This window comes from Chromohalobacter sp. HP20-39, from assembly GCF_033052815.1.
Classification (GTDB): domain Bacteria; phylum Pseudomonadota; class Gammaproteobacteria; order Pseudomonadales; family Halomonadaceae; genus Chromohalobacter.
In genome coordinates, this window is sequence record NZ_JAWHTP010000006.1 from 72,884 (window position 1) to 90,376 (window position 17,493).

A 17,493-nucleotide genomic window follows, 5' to 3' on the forward strand; every position below is an offset into this window, starting at 1 on the left:
GCCGACACGGATGCAAGTGTCATCAGGTGCTGTGCATGACGATGCCCTCGAAGGGGGTTTTCGCCGCCATTGGCTCATGCAGGAGCACGCAAAAACACGTACCATGAGCCCGGCTCATACCAAGGAATCGATGTCGATGCTGGATCGCTTGCCGTTTCTTATCGGATTGCGCTATGTGCGCGCCAAACGTCGTAACCATTTCATTTCATTCATTTCCCTGACCTCGATGCTGGGCCTGATGCTGGGCGTAGCAGTGTTGATCCTCGTGTTATCGGTCATGAATGGTTTCGACCATGAATTGCGAACACGAATCTTGGGTATGGTGCCGCATACCCGGATCGAAGCCCAGGGGGGCATGACGGACTGGAAGGCGCTCGCCGAACGCCTGGAAAAGCGTGACCATGTCATCGGAGCGGCACCGTTCGTTCAGCAGCAAGGCATGTTTTCCTCCAATGGTCGCACCCAGGGGGCGATGATCAATGGCATAAAACCGAGCTACGAGAGCAAGGTATCGATCATCGACGAGCATATGACGCAAGGCTCGCTAGACGATCTTGCGCCCGGTGAGTGGAATGTGGTGCTGGGCGACTTGTTGGCACGCAATCTTGGCGTGGGCGTAGGCGATCGCGTGACATTGCTGGTCCCCGAGGCTTCTATCACGCCAGGGGGGGTGTTTCCACGCTTCAAGCGCTTCACGGTCAGTGGCATCTTCAAAGTGGGGGCTGACCTGGATGCCCGGCTTGCCTATGCCAATATCCATGATATGCAGACGCTGGGACGCATGGGCGACACCGTGGGAGGATTGCGCCTTGAACTGGATGATCTGTTCAAGGCGGGGGCGGTCACCAACGAGATCGTGAACGATCTGGGTAGTGGTTACCGGGGGGTAGACTGGACCTATACCCATGGCAACCTGTTTCAGGCGATCCAGATGGAAAAACGCATGATCGGGTTACTGCTGATGGTGATCGTCGCCGTGGCGGCGTTCAATATCGTTTCCACATTGGTCATGGTAGTGACGGATAAACACGCCGACATTGCGATCCTGCGGACCATCGGCGCCAAGCCGGGAACCATCATGCGTATCTTCATGGTGCAGGGCATGGCGATCGGGATCATCGGCATCGTCGTGGGGGTGGCACTCGGCGTGGTACTGGCGCTATCGGTGTCGGATTTGATTGCCTGGTTCGAGGCGTTGACGGGTATTCAATTCCTCGATCCCAATGTCTATTTCATCAGCTATCTGCCCTCGCAACTGCAGTTGAGCGATGTAGGTATCATCGCGGGATCGGCCTTCGTGCTGACATTCCTGTCGACCCTGTATCCCGCCTGGCGTGCGGCGCGTATTCAACCGGCCGAGGTATTGCGTTATGAATGAGGAAACCGAGATGGCATCGAATGGCAACCCCGCGTTCGCCGATAATGACGTCATGCTGCACTGCGATGGCTTGACGCGTATTTATCGTGAGGGCCCGCAGGATGTCACCGTGCTCGATGGCCTGGAATTAGAAGTACGGGCCGGTGAACGCGTGGCCGTGGTGGGAAGTTCAGGGTCGGGCAAGACGACATTGCTTAACCTCTTGGGGGGGCTTGACCGTCCAAGTGCGGGGCATGTACGCATTGCCGGTCAGTCGCTGGCCGAAATGGGGGAGGCCGCATTGGGCGGCTTTCGCAATCGGCATATCGGCTTCGTATATCAGTTCCACCATCTGCTGGCGGAGTTTTCGGCGCTGGAAAATGTCGCCATGCCATTGCTCATTCGCGGCCAAAAGCGGCAGGAAGCGCAGGCCAAGGCGCGTGAGATCCTGTCCCGGGTAGGCATGGAGGCGCGTTGTGAGCATAAGCCGGGCGAGCTCTCGGGTGGGGAGCGGCAGCGCGTGGCGATAGCCCGCGCCTTGGTGACGGACCCTAGTCTGGTGCTGATGGACGAGCCGACCGGCAACCTCGATCAGACCACGGCGGGTAACATCTTGGCACTAATGGATAGCCTTGCCGCGCGTAGCGCCTGTGCTTTCATCATCGTTACCCACGACCCCGGCCTCGCCGCCCATCAGGATCGCGTAATGCGACTCGACCAAGGTCGTTTGAGCGCGGACTGAGCGAGGAGGTCATGGCTTACGCTGGCGCCGCCGCCGTGCGCGGCGCTGCCAGCTCCGGGCCACCTGCCAACGCCAGATCAAGCGAATCGTCAGGTTGCTGAGCAAGCCGACGATGATCGCCACCACAACCGAGCCCACTAGCAGGGCAGGCAAGATATCCGCCATTTTTTCGGCAATCCACGCGGTCGACAGCCTATCCGGCATGTGTCGTGCAGGTGTATCCAGCAGCCAGGCGCCTACCCGGTAATTGAAATAGAAAATCACCGGCATGGTAAGTGGATTGGTCAGCCAGACGAGACTGACCGACAAAGGCAGGTTGCAGCGCAGCAGCCAGGCACCGAAGGCGGCGACGACCATCTGCAACGGGATCGGTAGTAGCGCGACGAAAAGCCCCACCATAAAGGCATTGCCCACGCTACGGCGCGACAGCATCCATAGGGACGGGTCGCCCAGGAGGTGATGCATGAAACGCAGCGATTTTTGGCGTTTCAGCGTTTCCGGCCGGGGCATGTAACGCTGCAGAAGTCGGCGAGGCATGATCCACGAGCTATCGAAGTGTCAATTCATTATCCATACAACCCGGGACTCTCGCTATCGTTGCGCGCCGTCGCGCAGCCGTTGATTATATATCGTCATTATCTAAAAAAAGGATGACGAATGAATATGGGGTGGGCGATGCCGCTAGCTCTGGCGGCGCTCGCCGGTAGCATCTGGGGCGGGTGGGGACTGGCTGGCGGCATTTGCATATGGGGTGCGGCCGCGCTGCTGGCCGTGGCACGCGGACGATGGCGGTGGCTTGCGATGCTCGTCGTGGCGGGACTATGTGCGTGGCAGGTGACCGAGCAGCGCGTAGGCACGTTGCCCGAAGGCTTGTCGCGTCAGGATATCACGCTCGCCGGACGGGTGACGCAGGTACGTAGAGACCAAGGACTGACACGCATGCGTGTCGCGGTCACACACTGCGCGCCTCAAGAGACCGGTTTACCATCATGCGATGCGCTTTCACGGGTGCGACTGTCCTGGTACGACGCGCCGCTCTTGCATGCCGGTGACCGTTGGCGATGGCGCGTGCGTATGCGTCCGCCGCAAGGGTTCGCCAATGGTTATGGCTTCGATTATGCGGCCTGGCTATGGCGCGAAGGTATCCAGGCGACAGGGTATGTGCGTGATTCGTCCGTGACACAGCGTTCGAGTATCGGCGCTCCGACGCTGCGCGATGCCGGCTTGGCATTTCTGGAGAGTCAGCCGTTGTCCGAACTGGCTACCCGCTGGCTGGCGGCGCTCACTTTGGGGGCTAGCGAGCGTCTGACTCAAGATGACTGGGACTTGCTCAACGCGACCGGCACCACGCATCTGATGGTCATATCCGGGTTGCATGTCGGCTTGGTGGCAAGCGTGACGTTGGTGCTGTTGCGTCTGCTGGCGCGAGGTGTGACGCCAGGGCATTGGCGCCTCGCGACCTGGCCATGGTGGTTGGCGGGGGGTGCGACACTGGCATATGCGGGCATGGCGGGGTTCGAGCCGCCTGCGCTACGCGCCTCGGTGATGGCCTTGCTGGGGCTGTGGGTAGCCAGTGGGCGTCATGCGCCAGGGCCCTGGCAGGCCTGGTGGCTGGCGTTGCTGGTGATCGTGGTGAGTGATCCTCTGACGGTATGGCGCCCCGGGCTCTGGCTATCGTTTCTGGCGGTAGGCGTGCTGATCGCGGCCTGGCAGGGACGCCCCACGCCGCGTGGAGTGAGGGGGTGGTTATGGGCATTGGGGCGCTCGCAATGCCTGCTGGCACCGTTCATGGCCGCCGCCGTGCTGATCGGTTTCGAGCGGCTGGCACCGGTGGGGCCACTGGTTAATCTGCTCGCGGTGCCACTGGTCGGCAGCATCATGGTGCCGCTGGGGCTGCTGGGCTGGGCGATGGCCTGGTCGCCGAGTCTGGCGATGATCCCGTGGGGGGTGTTCGATGGACTCGCTCAGGGCGTCTGGAAAGGACTGACCGTGGCTGGTGCGTGGCTGCCTGCATGGTTGCCACCGATATGGGAGACATGGCCGCTGGCGCTGATATTGGCCACGCTGGGGGTGGCATGGCTAATTCCTGGAGTGGTGGGCTATTTACGCCTATGGGCCTCGGTGAGTCTGATCGTCTTGGTGGTCGTGCTGCGCCCACCCGGCATAGCGACCGGGCGGGTGGTGGTGACCGTACATGACGTGGGGCAAGGGCAGTTGGTCGAGTTGCGCAGTGCCACACAACATTTGCTGTTCGACACCGGGCCGCGTTATGGCTCGGGATTCACGCCCGCCGAGTCGTTGTGGCCACCAGGGCGGCACTTCGATGATGTCATCGTCAGTCATAGCGACCGTGATCATGCTGGCGGGGTAGAGGTGATTGACGAGATGCATCATGTCACGCGCTGGTGGGGGCCGCCCGCGATGCGCGTAGGCATTGCCACGCGGGCGTGTCGCCGGGGCGTGGAGTGGCAACGGGACGGCGTCGACTACCGGTTTCTCTCGCCGGTGGCGAGTGACGTGACGCGCTCCGACAACGATCGTTCGTGCGTGTTGCAGGTAACGGCTGGCGATCAACGCCTATTGATCACCGGGGATGCGGGGAGCGACATCGAGCGGCGCTTGCTGGCGGGGGGCGAGCCCCCGTTGACGGTGCTGGTCGCGGGACACCATGGCAGTCGCACCAGTTCTTCGCCGGCGTTCGTGGCTCGCACTCGGCCGGAGCACGTCATCTTCAGCGCTGGCCGGGATAATGCTCATGGGCATCCGCATCCCGAAGTGGTACGTCGTTTTCGTCGCGTCGGCAGTTGTCTGTGGAATACCGCCACGGACGGCGCACTGCGTTTCACGCTGGGCGCAGCGGCGTTGCGTATGCAGGCAGCGCGCCCGCTCGGCGGTGTCGAAGGGGCGTGCATTGGGGTAGAATCCGGCGGTTGATACGTGTGTATCGTTATCGGGCATCGTGGCGCGCCACCATCGGCTCGTGTATCGCCTATTTTCAGTAGTTGCCCCCTTGAATGGGGCGAGCAAGCCTCTCAACCAGCGGAGACGCCGTGAGAAACGCTACCAGTTGGTCCCTTTACCGTCGCTTGCTGGGGTACGTTAAACCGCATTGGAAGGCATTCATGGCCGCCGTGGTGGGGTATGCCATCTATGCGGCCTCGAGTACCGCGCTGGCGGAAATGATGAAGCGCCTGATCGACGGCATCCAGAACCCCGATGCGGCCTTTCGCCTGATGCTGCCCCTGTTCGTGATCGGCATGTTCGCCGCGCGGGGTGTGGGGACATTCCTGGGCACCTATTACATGAGCGATGTGGCGCGCAACGTGGTGCACGCGCTGCGCTGTGAAGTGTTCAACCACATGTTGCGCTTGCCGGGTCGCTTTTTCGACATGCATTCCAGCGGTCACCTGCTTTCGCGCGTCACCTATCATGTCGAACAGGTGACCGGCGCGGCGACCAACGCGATCACCATCATCCTGCGCGAAGGCTTGTTCGTGATCGGTCTGGTCAGCTATCTGCTCTGGACCAATTGGATGCTGACGTTGGTCTTCTTGGCCGTCACTCCGCTGATCGGCTTGGTAGTCAGGTACACTAGCAAGCGCTTTCGCCGTTTGTCGCGGCGCATTCAGAATTCGATGGGCGATGTCACGCATGTTGCCTCCGAGGCGTTGTCGGGCTACCGCGTGGTGCGCACTCACGGTGCCGAAGCGTACGAGAAAGCGCGCTTCGCCGAGGCCAGTGAGTACAATCGCGAACAAAGCATGAAGGTGGCGCTGACCAAGGCCGTCAGCACACCGGTCATTCAACTCTTGGTGGCGCTGTCGCTGGCCGGGCTGGTATGGCTGGCGATGTCGCCGGCCTTGATGGCCTCGATGACGCCGGGCGAGTTCGTGGCCTTTATCACTGCTGCGTCGTTGATGGCCAAGCCGGTGCGTCAGCTCACCGAGGTCAACAGCACGATCCAGAAAGGACTGTCGGCCTCGCAGGAGTTGTTCGGTCTTCTTGAGCAGCCCCTCGAAGTCGATGAGGGCACCTATGTGCCAACGCGCATCGACGGGCGTGTGCGCTTCGAAGGCGTGCGCTTTCGCTATGGCGAAGATCAGACCGAGGTGCTCAAGGGCATCGATCTGGATATTCCCGCTGGGCAGATGGTTGCCATAGTGGGCCGTTCCGGCAGCGGCAAGTCGACGCTGGTGAGCTTGCTGCCACGTTTCTATCCTCCCACCGAGGGGAAAGTGACGCTGGATGACGTGGATATCCAGACGTATTCGCTGTCGCCCCTGCGTCAGCGCATCGCGCTGGTCTCCCAGCAGGTGACGCTTTTTAACACGACTATCGGTGCCAATATTGCGTACGGACAACCGGGTTCCGACCGGGAGGCCGTCGAGCGCGCCGCACGCGCCGCCCACGCGCATGAGTTCATCGAACACTTGTCGAACGGTTACGATACCGTCGTGGGTGATAATGGAGTGATGCTGTCCGGCGGCCAGCGGCAGCGCCTGGCCATCGCGCGAGCGATTTTCAAGGATGCTCCTGTGCTGGTGCTCGACGAGGCCACCTCTGCGCTGGATACCGAGTCCGAGCGTTATATTCAGCAGGCATTGGAAACGGTCTGCCGCGGGCGTACGACCTTCGTCATTGCCCATCGCTTGTCGACCATCGAGCGTGCCGACCGTATTCTGGTCATGGAGCAGGGCGAGATCATCGAAAGCGGCACACATACTGAATTGCTGGCGCAAGAGGGTGCCTATGCCGCGCTTCACCAATTGCAATTCCAGGAGGCCGAGTGAGTCGCTTGCAAGATGCCTGGTACCGTGACGCGGCTTGGCTCATGCCGTTGCGTCCCTTGGCGGGGCTTTATGCCTCGGTAATGGATGCGCGACGCAGAGCCTATCAGCGCGGAACGAAGACGGTCTGGACACCTCCAGTCCCGTTGATCGTGATCGGCAATCTGTCCGTGGGAGGCACCGGCAAGTCGCCCCTGGTAGCGTGGATGGCGCGCTGGCTCGTCGAACGCGGCTGGCACCCAGGCATCGTCTCGCGTGGTTATGGCGGTCATGCGCGTCGTTATCCACTGTACGTGACGCCGGAAACCTCTCCTGTGGAAGCCGGCGACGAGCCGGTCATGCTGGCGGCACAGACAGGGCTTCCGGTCGCGGTCGATCCCGACCGCCCGCGCGCTGCGCGCAAGCTGGTCGCGGCCGGGTGCGATATCCTGCTGTCTGATGATGGCTTGCAGCATCTGGCCATGGGGCGCGATATCGAACTCGTGGTAGTGGACGGCGCGCGTGGTTTCGGCAATGGTCGCTGCCTGCCGGCAGGTCCGCTGCGTGAACCACTTTCTCGGTTGGACGACGTGGACGCGGTCATCGGCAATGGCCCGTTGCAACAGGACTTGCCAGTGCCGCACTACAGCATGCGTCTGGTGCCATCGCGTTGGCGACACCTGATCGATGACGTCTGCTATCCCATTGAGGGGCGGCCGTTCAACGGACGCGTGCATGCGCTGGCGGGAATCGGCCATCCATCGCGTTTCTTCGAGACGTTGGAGGAACTGGATGTCGCATTCGACCCTTGCCCGTTGGCCGATCACCACCGTTTCGATGCCGCCGACCTGCAGTTTTCCGATAATCGGCCAGTGGTCATGACGGCCAAGGATGCGGTCAAGTGCCGTCTCTTCGCACACGAACGTTGCTGGGTGCTGGATGTCGAAGCGCATCCCGATCCGGCACTGGTGACCTGGCTAGAAGGCCGCTTGGCGGCGTTGACCGAGAGGTGAACCATGGATAAGCAAATGTTGGCGATGTTGGTGTGCCCTCGCTGCCAGGGCAAGCTCAAGTACGACCGCGAGCGCGGCGAGCTCAAGTGTCGCTTCGATGGGCTGGCATTTCCCGTGGAAGATGAGATTCCGGTGATGCTGGAAGAGCAGGCGCGCCACATGGATGTCGACGAGAAACTGGATAAGCCGCGTCGTAGTGCTGGAGAGACATGGGATGGCGCTTCATGAATGATGTAGTCGTGGTGATTCCGGCGCGCTATGGGTCTTCGCGGTTGCCGGGAAAACCCTTGTTGGAAATTCATGGCGACCCGATGATCGCGCGTGTCTGGCGACGTGCCTGTCAAAGCGGCGCCACGCGAGTGGTGATCGCCACCGATGATGCGCGCATCGAGACGGCCATGCGCCCTTACGCGGCCGAGGTCATGCTGACCGAACGTGACCACCCCTCCGGTACTGATCGCCTCGCCGAGGTGGCGGCACGTCTAGGCCTCGATGCCGATACTATCGTGGTCAACGTGCAGGGCGATGAGCCGCTCATTCCGGCGTCGTTGATCGACCAGGTGGCATGGCGTCTAGCCGACGATGCGAGTGCCTCGATCGCCACCCTGGCGGAGCCCATCGGCGATATCGAGACCTTGTTCAATCCCAACGTGGTCAAGGTAGTGCGCGATCTATATGGGCGCGCCCTGTATTTCTCCCGGGCGCCGGTGCCCTGGGACCGAGAAGGCTTCGCCCAGCGTCCCGATCATCTCGAGACCGATGCCTGGCTGCGCCATATCGGGCTCTATGCGTATCGTGCCGGTTTCCTCGCCGAGTATGTCGATTGGCTGCCTTCGCCACTGGAGCAGCTCGAGCAACTCGAGCAATTGCGCGCCATGCACCATGGGCATCGCATACAGGTGGCGTTGGCCGGCGAGGCCCATCCGGCGGGGGTCGATACCCAGGAGGATCTCGAACGAGTGCGCCGCCTGATCGCCGAGGAGGAGGGCGCGACATGATCCGTATTCTTTTCGTGTGTCTAGGCAATATATGCCGCTCGCCGACTGCCGAAGGCATCGTCAGGGCGCGCTTGCAGACAGCGGGGCTCGCGGATGTGGTGGCGCTCGAATCATGTGGCACCGGGCGCTGGCATGTGGGCGAATCGCCCGATCCGCGTGCCCAGGCGGAAGCGCGAGCGCGAGGTATCGATATTGCCTCGCTACGCGCGCGCCAGCTTCGTATCGACGACTTCCAGACGTTTGATTACCTGCTGGCCATGGACGCGGACAACCTGGCTCATATGCAACGTATGGCGCCCGCCGGCTGTCAGGCGCATCTCGGTCTGCTGCTGGATTTCGCGGGGACGCCCGGACGCTCGGTGCCGGACCCGTATTACGGCGCGGGGGATGGTTTCGCCAATGTGTTCGCCTTGATCGAGCAGGCGGCCGACGGCTTGATCGAGAGCTGTCGTCAACGCCTTGAAGCGCAGCGTTCGGAGCCTGGCGATGGCGCTCGCTGAGGCTGCGGCCCTCGATAATACGCTGGGATTGCCCTGTCGTGCGGATCGTTTCATTGCAGCCACGACGCACGATGAGATACGCGCCGCACTGGCCATAGCCGCGCGGGATGCGTCGGCGCTCAATATCGTGGGTGGCGCCAGCAACCTGATTTTGGCGTCCCGCCTCTCGGGGGTGACCTTGCAGGTGGCGTGTGACGACTGGTGGTGGGAAGAAAACGACGACCAGACGATTCGCGTCTACGCCCAGGCGGGCCTGTCTTGGCACGACCTCGTCACGGCATGCGTCGAACGCGGCTGGTGGGGAATCGAAAATCTGGCATTGATTCCCGGCCATGTCGGGGCTGCACCCATCCAGAACATCGGCGCCTACGGTGTCGAGCTTGCCGACGTGCTGGAGGCGGTCCATGTCATCCACTGCGATGATGGCCGCGACGCCGTTTTCTCGCGCGATGCGTGTGAATTCGCCTATCGCGATAGCATTTTCAAGCGCGCCTTGGCGGGGCGTGTCGTGGTGACGCAGGTGGTGCTGAGGTTGTCGCGCAGTCCTTCGCCTTGCTTGGGTTACGGCGATCTCGCCCAGCGTGTCTCGGCTCATCCCGGGGTGCGGGAGATCTTTGATGCCGTGTGTGCCGTAAGGCGTGAGAAATTGCCTGATCCCGCCGTGCTGGGTAACGCCGGCAGCTTCTTCACCAACCCCGTACTCGAGGCGACTCAAGCCGGACGTCTTCTGCGGGAATATCCTACGATGCCGCATTTCCCGCAACCGAATGGAAGGGTCAAGTTGGCCGCAGGATGGTTGATCGAGCGCTGCGGCTTCAAGGGGGCGCGCTGGGGCGCCTTTGGCGTGCATGAACGCCAGGCCTTGGTGCTGGTTCACTTTGGTGGTGGCGACAGGCAGGAATTGTTGGCGCTAGCCGAGCATATTCGCGATACCGTACAGCAGGCATTCGGGGTGTTGCTGGAGCGAGAGCCGCGTTTGATGGGGTAGCGGCGTCCGCTAGGTGTCTAGCGTTTGCCGGTGCGTCTAGCGAAGCCCTGCGACAATACGTTTTTGAGCATCAAGGTGAAGCGACCATAAAAAACGCCTGAAGGAGGAATCCTTCAGGCGTTTTTGTGCCCGGTAGGCGGCCGAGCCGGCTAGGCGTTGTCGTCGCCGCGGAAGAGGTTTTCCTGGAGACGATGGCGCTGTTCGCGTGGATCGTTGTGCGCACGGCGACGCTGACGCGGCGTGCTCATTTCCTGGGGCGCTTGCGACGCTACCGTGGTGGTGGCTGCCGGCGCGGAAGCCTCCTCGGCGCGAGGTGTGGCTGTCGGTGCCGGAGACTCGGCCGGCGTCACGGGCGTTTCCTCGGTGCTGGCCGACGTGTCGCTCGAAGACGGTGTGTCGACCTCGGGCGCCGGCGTGGGCGTCGAGGTCGAAGCCGAGCTGACCTGTGATTCGGCGCTGTCCTTGGACGTTGTCGCGGCGGTCTCATCGGTGACAGCGACGCTATCGTCCTCAGGTTGGGAGGACGGCGTCACGTCATCGTGGGTCGGCTCGTCATCGCTCGCCTGAGCCGCAAGGGGCTCGGTGGGCGTAGACGGCGCGGGTTTCTCACTCGCAACCGGCGCGTCGCTGGACTGCGGAGCGCCGTGCTTGGCTTGAGAAGCTGCAGCGCTTTCCTCCTCCGGGGTTGCTTTGGCGGTTTCGCCGGCATCCTCAGGAGCAGCGTGCGTCGGTGCCTGTGCCGGAGAGTCATCAGCGGGCGCTTGCGTAGAGTCCTCAGCGGGAGCGTCTTTCGACGTCGCCTTGGTGGCGCTGCGCTCGGTGCTGTCCCGTTCAGGCGTCGCTTCGGCTTTCGGCGCCTCGGTGGTGCTGTCTTCCTCCGGCGCTTCGGTCGGGCGCGATGGCGTCGCAGCATCCGAACGAGGTTTAGCCGCGGGGGTGCTATTGCCCGTTTGGGTGTGCTCGGCCATGGCCGCAGGCTGAGACTCGGCGGGCTGTGTCGCTGACTCGGGCGTCGCTTCGGTCACGGCGGACGATGCTGTCTCGCCCGACTTGGCACTCGCTTTGTCGTCTGCCGCCTTGCCGGGCGAGGGCGCGGCACTGGAGGTGTCGCCCTGGACGTCTTGTTCCGGTTCGCTTGCCGCTTCTTGCTGCTGTGCCTGCAGTTTTTCTTGCTCGGCAACCGACTGCGGATTCACGGCATGCTTGCGGCTACGCTGGCGCGGATTGTTGCGCGTGCGCTTCGGCTTGCTGTCTGCCTTCGGCGTGTCGTCCTTCGCCGGAGAGGGCTTTTCTGCAGCCTTGTCGTTGGACGTCGCTTGTGACGCAGTCTCCGACTTGGGCTTATTGTCCTTGGTGTCCTTGTTTTCCTCGCGGGACTTGTTGGATTTACCGGTGTTACGCGCTTCTTTACCACCGTCGTTACGAGTGTCCTGCTTCGAGTTGTCGCCGTTATTGGCGTTTTCACTACGTTCGCCATTGTTCGACTTGCCGGAGCCACGCGAAGGCCGCGAATTGCGGTTAGACTGCGCGTTGTTACCTCCTTCGCGACGGCCTTCGTTGCGCGATGCCTGGCGCTCTTGTGATTCCTCGCTATTGCGACGACGGCGGTTGTTGTTGTTGCCATTGCGCCCACTGTTGCCATTGCTGGACGCTGCATCGCGTGGCGTCTCGTCGTTGTCGCGAGAGCTCTGGCGCTGCTGCTTGCCGGTGTTGTTATCATCGCGTGAGCGCGCCGCCTGGCCATTGCCGCTACGGTTGCGCTGTTGCGAGGAATCCGCCGAGGACGACTTGCCGGCCACGCGTTTTTGCGACTCGGCGCCGGATGCAGCGCTCTGTGTAGAGGCGGCATTGTCCTCGCCATTGAGCAACTTGCCGAAGCCTTTCACCAAGCGTGAGAATAGGCCGCCTTCGTGTGACTCCGAAGGGGGCGGCGTCGTGCTCGAAGTGGTCTGCGGCTCGGCATCGGTCTGCAGTGAGGTCGGTGCCGGGGCGTTGTGAGCCACACTCTTGACCGCCGCCTCGGCGCGTTGCACCGGCTTGTCGAAGGCCGCATCGGGCTCTTGCGTATAGTCGGTTTCGGTGGGCAGCTCGAAACTTGAACGTTGACCATCTTCTTCGTTTACCTGGTCATCGCGCAGGCGTTGCATGTCGTAGTGCGGCGTGTCCATGTCGGGATTGGGCAAGAGCACCACCTGAACGCCTTGCCGCTGCTCGATGTCGTTGAGCACGCTGCGCTTTTCGTTGAGCAGGTAGGTCGCCACCGGCACCGGGAGCACTGCGCGAATCTGCGAGCTGCGCTCTTTCATGGCCTCTTCTTCGATGAGGCGCATGATAGATAGCGATATGGAGCGCACATCGCGGATGGTGCCCTGGCCGTTGCAGCGCGGGCAGACCACGCCGCTGGTCTCGCCCAGCGACGGGCGCAGGCGCTGGCGTGACATTTCCATCAGGCCGAAACGTGAGATGCGGCCGATCTGCACACGTGCGCGGTCGAGCTTGAGCGCATCGCGGACACGGTTCTCGACTTCACGCTGATTCTTGGCCGGCGTCATGTCGATGAAGTCGATGACCACCAGGCCGCCGATGTCGCGCAGACGCAGTTGACGCGCGATCTCGTCGGCGGCTTCCAGGTTGGTCTGCAACGCGGTTTCCTCGATGTCGCTGCCACGTGTGGCGCGCGCCGAGTTGATGTCGATGGAGACCAGGGCTTCGGTGTGGTCGATGACCACGGCACCGCCGGAGGGCAGCTTGACTTCGCGCTGATACGCGGTCTCGATCTGCGATTCGATCTGAAAACGCGAGAACAACGGTACGTCATCGGCGTAGAGCTTGATCTTGTTCTGGTACGAGGGCATGACCTGGCGGATGAAGTGCAGGGCTTCTTCATACACTTCGGGGCTATCGATCAAGACCTCGCCGATATCATGGCGCAGGTAGTCGCGCATGGCGCGAATGATGACGTTGGATTCGCGATAAATCAGAAACGGGGCGCTGCGCTTGCCGGCTTCCTCGGTGATCGCTTCCCAGACCTGCACCAGATAGTCCATGTCCCACTGCAGTTCCTCGGGGGAACGCCCGATCCCGGCGGTACGCACGATGACGCCCATCTTGTCGGGAACGGTCAGTTGGCCCATGGCGTCCTTGAGCTGCGCACGATCGTCACCTTCGATGCGCCGCGAGATGCCACCGGCACGTGGATTGTTGGGCATCAGTACCAAAAAGCGCCCAGCCAGACTGATAAAGGTCGTCAGGGCGGCGCCCTTGTTGCCGCGTTCTTCCTTGTCGACCTGGACAATGACTTCCTGGCCTTCCTTGAGCACTTCCTTGATGTTGGGGCGTCCGGAAGGCTCCTTGGTGAAGTATTCCCGCGAGATTTCCTTGAGCGGGAGAAAGCCGTGACGCTCGGCGCCGAAGTCGACGAACGCCGCTTCGAGGCTGGGCTCGATACGCGTGATGCGACCACGGTAAATGTTGGCTTTCTTCTGTTCTCGGGCACCGGATTCGATGTCGAGATCGTACAGGCGTTGTCCATCGACGAGCGCGACGCGCAGCTCTTCGGGCTGTGTCGCGTTGATGAGCATTCGTTTCATGCAAGTCTCACTGACTAGGCGTGCCGGTCTGACGACAAGGCGTGGTAACGGCGCGTCGAATCGTTTGCTTGCATGCTTGTGCTCAGTGCATGTCGTGACGATGTCTTGGCGACCCGGAGGGCCGAGGGCGACAAGACAGGCATACCAACGGTCGTCACCGCCCAGTGGGCGATGCATGTGATGATGGCCGCCGAATGCGGTGGACGAGGGGGCCCGCCAGCGCTTCGAGGGGTGTTCAACGTCGTTATTCCGTCCGTATAGATCCTGTCGTATACATCCCTGAACACTGTAAGAGCATGTTGAGTACGCAGCGGTGGCAGGACGTGTTCCGGCGGGAGTGTGCCCGTCCGGCCCTGCGGTCATCCGCTAGACAGCTAGCAATAGGTCGATTCGGCACGCCGGCCTCGGCACGGTGTTTATGTCACCCCGTATGGTGGGCGCCGAGTGTCTCGTGCGCCCCTGGCGGGCATGGCGTTCCAATCGTTCTTTTCCCGTTGACGCGGCGCGGTATTCGGCGTCGCGCGAGGGGAATGTCATGTTCTTCGCTCGGGCCTGCGTGTCTGCAGAGCAGGCGCAACTCATGGGCGCTTGATGCCCATTTGAGCGAGCCTCGAATATAACAGTAAAGCGATAACGCAGCAATTGGCGTCAAGACGATCTCGCTGCGGTAGAATGTCGTGTGGCGTCAAGCGCCGACAATCCGGTGGCGATTCGTATAAGGAGAGGGTGCGCATGGCCGAAGGCCGCGACGTACAGTGGGTGGAAGTAAGCGAAGGGCAGGTCGGACAACGTATCGACAATTTCTTGCGTACGCGGCTCAAGGGGGCGCCCAAGTCGTTGATCTATCGCATCGTGCGCAAGGGCGAGATTCGCGTCAACAAGAAGCGGGTCAAGGCGGACTATCGTCTGGCGCTGGGTGACTTGGTGCGCATACCGCCATTGCGTCTGGCCCCTGAGGAGGCTGTGCGCGAAGTCAGTGACGGACTGCGTAATCTGCTGGCAGGCAGTGTGCTGGTCGAGGGCCCCGACTGGATGGTGCTCAACAAGCCGGCTGGCCTCGCCGTACACGGGGGTAGTGGCGTGAAAATCGGGTTGATCGAGGCGCTGCGCCAGGTTCGTGACGATCTCGACTTCCTCGAGCTGGTGCACCGTCTGGATCGCGATACCTCCGGTTGTTTGCTGCTGGCCAAGTCGCGGGCGGCGCTGGTGACCTTGAATCAGGCGCTCAAGGCCCATCAGATGGACAAGCAGTATCTAGCGCTGGTGCAAGGGCGCTGGCCGACGCGACGTGAGTTCGTCAGCGCCCGGCTCGATCGCTTCGATGCCGGCAACGGCGAGCGTCGCATGCGTGTCGACAACCAGGGCAAGGTATCGCGGACGCGTTTTGCCGTGCGCGAGGCGTTCTCGCGTGTCACGCTGATCGAGGCCGAGCCGGTGACCGGGCGCACGCACCAGATCCGCGTGCATGCCGCGCATGCCGGGCATGCACTGTTGGGTGACGACAAGTATGGCACTCGCGAGGGAGCGCGTCTGGCGCGTGAGCTAAAGCTCGATCGTCTGTTTCTGCATTCTCATGCCTTGACCTTTCCCGAACCCACCAGCGGACGACCGGTGCACGTCAAGGCGCCGCTGGGGGAAACGCTCGAAGCGGTGCTGGCGAGAGCGCGGCGCGTTAGTTGACAGTGCCATGCACCCCGAGGGTGTGGTTTCCAATGACGCCATTGATGAGGGGAAAGTGGTTTGCGCTATCGTTTAGTGATCTTCGACTGGGACGGCACTCTGATGGATTCCGCCGCGCGAATCGTCGCCTGCATGCAGGCGGCCGCGCACGATATTGGCTGGGCGCCGCTGTCGGATGCGGCGGTACGCGACATCATCGGGCTGGGTCTGCCGGAGGCCATCGCCAAGCTTTGCCCGGACATGTCAATGGAGCAGCGTGAGCGCTTGCGCGAGCGTTATGCGGCACATTTCGTTGCCGCCGAGCGCGAGCCGATGCATTTCTTCGATGGAGTGGTATCCGGCATGACGCGGCTGCGGGGCGAGTCGAGCCTGCGACTGGCGGTAGCGACCGGCAAGAGCCGCCGTGGCTTGGAGCGCATTTTTACGAGCACAGGCAGTGGCGAATGGTTCCACACGAGTCGTACGGCCGATGAAACGCTGTCCAAACCGCACCCTCGCATGCTGGAAGAGTTGCTGGTCGAGACGCATCTGGCGCCGGAAGAGGCGTTGATGGTCGGCGATACCGAGTATGACATGGAAATGGCGCGGGCATTGGGCATGGATCGGGTGGCAGTGACCTATGGCGTTCATGCACGCGAACGTCTGGCGCGTAGCGAGCCGGTGCTGATGGCCGACACGTTCTCGGTGTTGATGGATTGGTTGTATACGGTCCCCCAAAATGATGCCAATGATTCGGTATCAGGCGCCACGCGGCTACGGAGCGAAATCTCATGAGTGACGATAAACGCGAGGATGCCTGGACGCAGGGGCCCGAGATCGAGCGTACATCGCGAGGACCTGGTCAGGCCGATGAGCTGGACGAAGAGGCAGCAAGCGACCCCGAGCGCTTGCGTGAACTACGCCGCTTGCGCGAGCAGCGCATGCTCGATCGCTGGATCGATGGCGTACTCGTCGAGCAGCGGAGGTCACGGCGCTGGAAACTATTCTTTCGCCTGGTGGTCGTGCTGCTGATTGCGTCGTCGCTGGCGATGACGGCGTATGCGCTATTCTTCGCCGAGCGTGGCATGCCCGGTGGCGTGGGCGCTCCTCACCTGGGCGTCGTCGAGGTCGAGGGCGTGATCGATGCCAATGGCGAGGCGAGTGCCGAGCGCATCATCGAGGGCCTGCGTGCTGCATGGCAAGCGCCCTCATCGCGGGCGGTGGTACTGCATATCAATAGCCCTGGCGGCAGTCCAGTGCAGTCACAGCGTGTATATGACGAAGTGCGCCGTTTGGCGGAGAAGGGCGACAAGCCGATCATTGCGGTGATCGAGGACATCGGCGCGAGCGGTGCCTATTACATTGCGGCGGCGGCGGACGATATCTACGCCGCCCCGGCGAGTCTGGTGGGGTCGATAGGTGTCATTTACTCTGGCTTTGGCATGCAGGATGCCATCGATAAGTTGGGCGTCGAGCGCCGAGTCTTTACCGCCGGTGACAACAAGGCGTTTCTCGATCCCTTTTCCCCGATACGCGATGAGCAGCGAGAGTTCTGGCAGCAAGTGCTGGATACCACGCACCGGCAGTTCATCGAAGACGTCAAGGCGGGACGCGGCGAGCGCCTGGCGGACGATCCTAAACTCTTTTCCGGATTGATTTGGACCGGAGAGCAGGCGCTGGAGCTGGGGTTGATCGATGGTCTCGAGAGTCTCGATGCGCTCTCCCGCCAGCGCCTCGGTGAGGTGCGGTTGCATGATTATACCCCGGCGCTCGATCCCTTGAGTCGCTTGTCACGCCAACTGGGGCGTGTCGCGGCCGAGTGGGTCGGGGTCTCCGGCAATGCGTCGCCCGTGCGTTATCAGGTGCCATGACGACACCCG

At 62.1% G+C, this 17,493-nt stretch carries 14 protein-coding genes; 12 read left to right on the plus strand and 2 right to left on the minus strand.

Annotation, left to right across the window (positions count from 1 at the left end):
• Positions 1 to 136 precede the first annotated feature (136 nt).
• Both RVY79_RS13010 and RVY79_RS13015 read left to right on the plus strand, forming a co-directional pair.
• Positions 137 to 1,378 (plus strand): lipoprotein-releasing ABC transporter permease subunit, encoded by a 1,242-nt coding sequence (locus tag RVY79_RS13010; protein ID WP_317464785.1) that lies wholly within the window; start codon positions 137 to 139, stop codon positions 1,376 to 1,378.
• 10 nt (positions 1,379 to 1,388) lie between these two features.
• Positions 1,389 to 2,099, plus strand: coding sequence for an ABC transporter ATP-binding protein (locus RVY79_RS13015; RefSeq protein ID WP_317464679.1), 711 nt, complete (start codon positions 1,389 to 1,391; stop codon positions 2,097 to 2,099).
• 9 nt (positions 2,100 to 2,108) lie between these two features.
• On the opposite strand, the gene RVY79_RS13020 is transcribed toward RVY79_RS13015, so the two are convergent.
• Entirely contained in the window at positions 2,109 to 2,636 is a 528-nt protein-coding gene (locus RVY79_RS13020) for a DUF2062 domain-containing protein (RefSeq protein ID WP_317464681.1), read from the minus strand.
• Between the two features lie 120 nt (positions 2,637 to 2,756).
• On the opposite strand from RVY79_RS13020, the gene RVY79_RS13025 reads away from it, so the two are divergent.
• The 7 genes from RVY79_RS13025 to murB all read left to right on the plus strand — a co-directional run bounded on the left by RVY79_RS13025 (position 2,757) and on the right by murB (position 10,364).
• Positions 2,757 to 5,033, plus strand: a complete 2,277-nt coding sequence (locus RVY79_RS13025) for a DNA internalization-related competence protein ComEC/Rec2 (RefSeq protein ID WP_317464683.1) — start codon at positions 2,757 to 2,759, stop codon at positions 5,031 to 5,033.
• An 80-nt stretch (positions 5,034 to 5,113) separates the two neighbouring features.
• Complete coding sequence (gene msbA, locus RVY79_RS13030; RefSeq protein WP_317464684.1) at positions 5,114 to 6,889, plus strand: lipid A export permease/ATP-binding protein MsbA; 1,776 nt, start codon at positions 5,114 to 5,116, stop codon at positions 6,887 to 6,889.
• A complete protein-coding gene (gene lpxK, locus RVY79_RS13035) occupies positions 6,886 to 7,878 on the plus strand; it encodes a tetraacyldisaccharide 4'-kinase (RefSeq protein WP_317464685.1) in 993 nt (330 codons plus the stop codon). Before msbA ends, lpxK begins: the two co-directional genes overlap by 4 nt.
• Before the next feature lie 3 nt (positions 7,879 to 7,881).
• A complete protein-coding gene (locus tag RVY79_RS13040; protein WP_317464686.1) occupies positions 7,882 to 8,106 on the plus strand; it encodes a Trm112 family protein in 225 nt (74 codons plus the stop codon).
• The gene (gene kdsB, locus RVY79_RS13045; protein WP_317464688.1) at positions 8,103 to 8,876 is read left to right on the plus strand and encodes a 3-deoxy-manno-octulosonate cytidylyltransferase; all 774 of its coding nucleotides are present in this window, start codon (positions 8,103 to 8,105) and stop codon (positions 8,874 to 8,876) included. The genes RVY79_RS13040 and kdsB overlap by 4 nt, the downstream gene beginning before the upstream one ends.
• Positions 8,873 to 9,376 carry a low molecular weight protein-tyrosine-phosphatase gene (locus tag RVY79_RS13050; protein WP_317464689.1) on the plus strand — a complete coding sequence of 168 codons (504 nt, stop codon included), beginning with the start codon at positions 8,873 to 8,875 and terminating at the stop codon, positions 9,374 to 9,376. The genes kdsB and RVY79_RS13050 overlap by 4 nt, the downstream gene beginning before the upstream one ends.
• Positions 9,363 to 10,364: a UDP-N-acetylmuramate dehydrogenase gene (gene murB / locus RVY79_RS13055; RefSeq protein ID WP_317464690.1), complete on the plus strand. Its 1,002-nt coding sequence runs from the start codon at positions 9,363 to 9,365 to the stop codon at positions 10,362 to 10,364. The genes RVY79_RS13050 and murB overlap by 14 nt, the downstream gene beginning before the upstream one ends.
• Positions 10,365 to 10,513: 149 nt before the next feature.
• Here the strand turns inward: murB and rne are convergent, their stop codons facing one another.
• The gene (gene rne, locus RVY79_RS13060; RefSeq protein ID WP_317464691.1) at positions 10,514 to 13,954 is read right to left on the minus strand and encodes a ribonuclease E; all 3,441 of its coding nucleotides are present in this window, start codon (positions 13,952 to 13,954) and stop codon (positions 10,514 to 10,516) included.
• Between the two features lie 732 nt (positions 13,955 to 14,686).
• Between rne and RVY79_RS13065 the strand changes: the two genes are divergently transcribed.
• From RVY79_RS13065 to sppA, 3 genes are read left to right on the plus strand one after another with little or no spacing between them, the layout of a single operon-like run.
• The gene (locus RVY79_RS13065) at positions 14,687 to 15,634 is read left to right on the plus strand and encodes an RluA family pseudouridine synthase (protein WP_317464692.1); all 948 of its coding nucleotides are present in this window, start codon (positions 14,687 to 14,689) and stop codon (positions 15,632 to 15,634) included.
• Between the two features lie 60 nt (positions 15,635 to 15,694).
• Positions 15,695 to 16,408, plus strand: coding sequence for an HAD-IA family hydrolase (locus tag RVY79_RS13070; protein ID WP_317464694.1), 714 nt, complete (start codon positions 15,695 to 15,697; stop codon positions 16,406 to 16,408).
• A complete protein-coding gene (gene sppA, locus RVY79_RS13075; protein ID WP_317464695.1) occupies positions 16,405 to 17,484 on the plus strand; it encodes a signal peptide peptidase SppA in 1,080 nt (359 codons plus the stop codon). Before RVY79_RS13070 ends, sppA begins: the two co-directional genes overlap by 4 nt.
• The last annotated feature ends 9 nt before the right edge of the window (positions 17,485 to 17,493 follow it).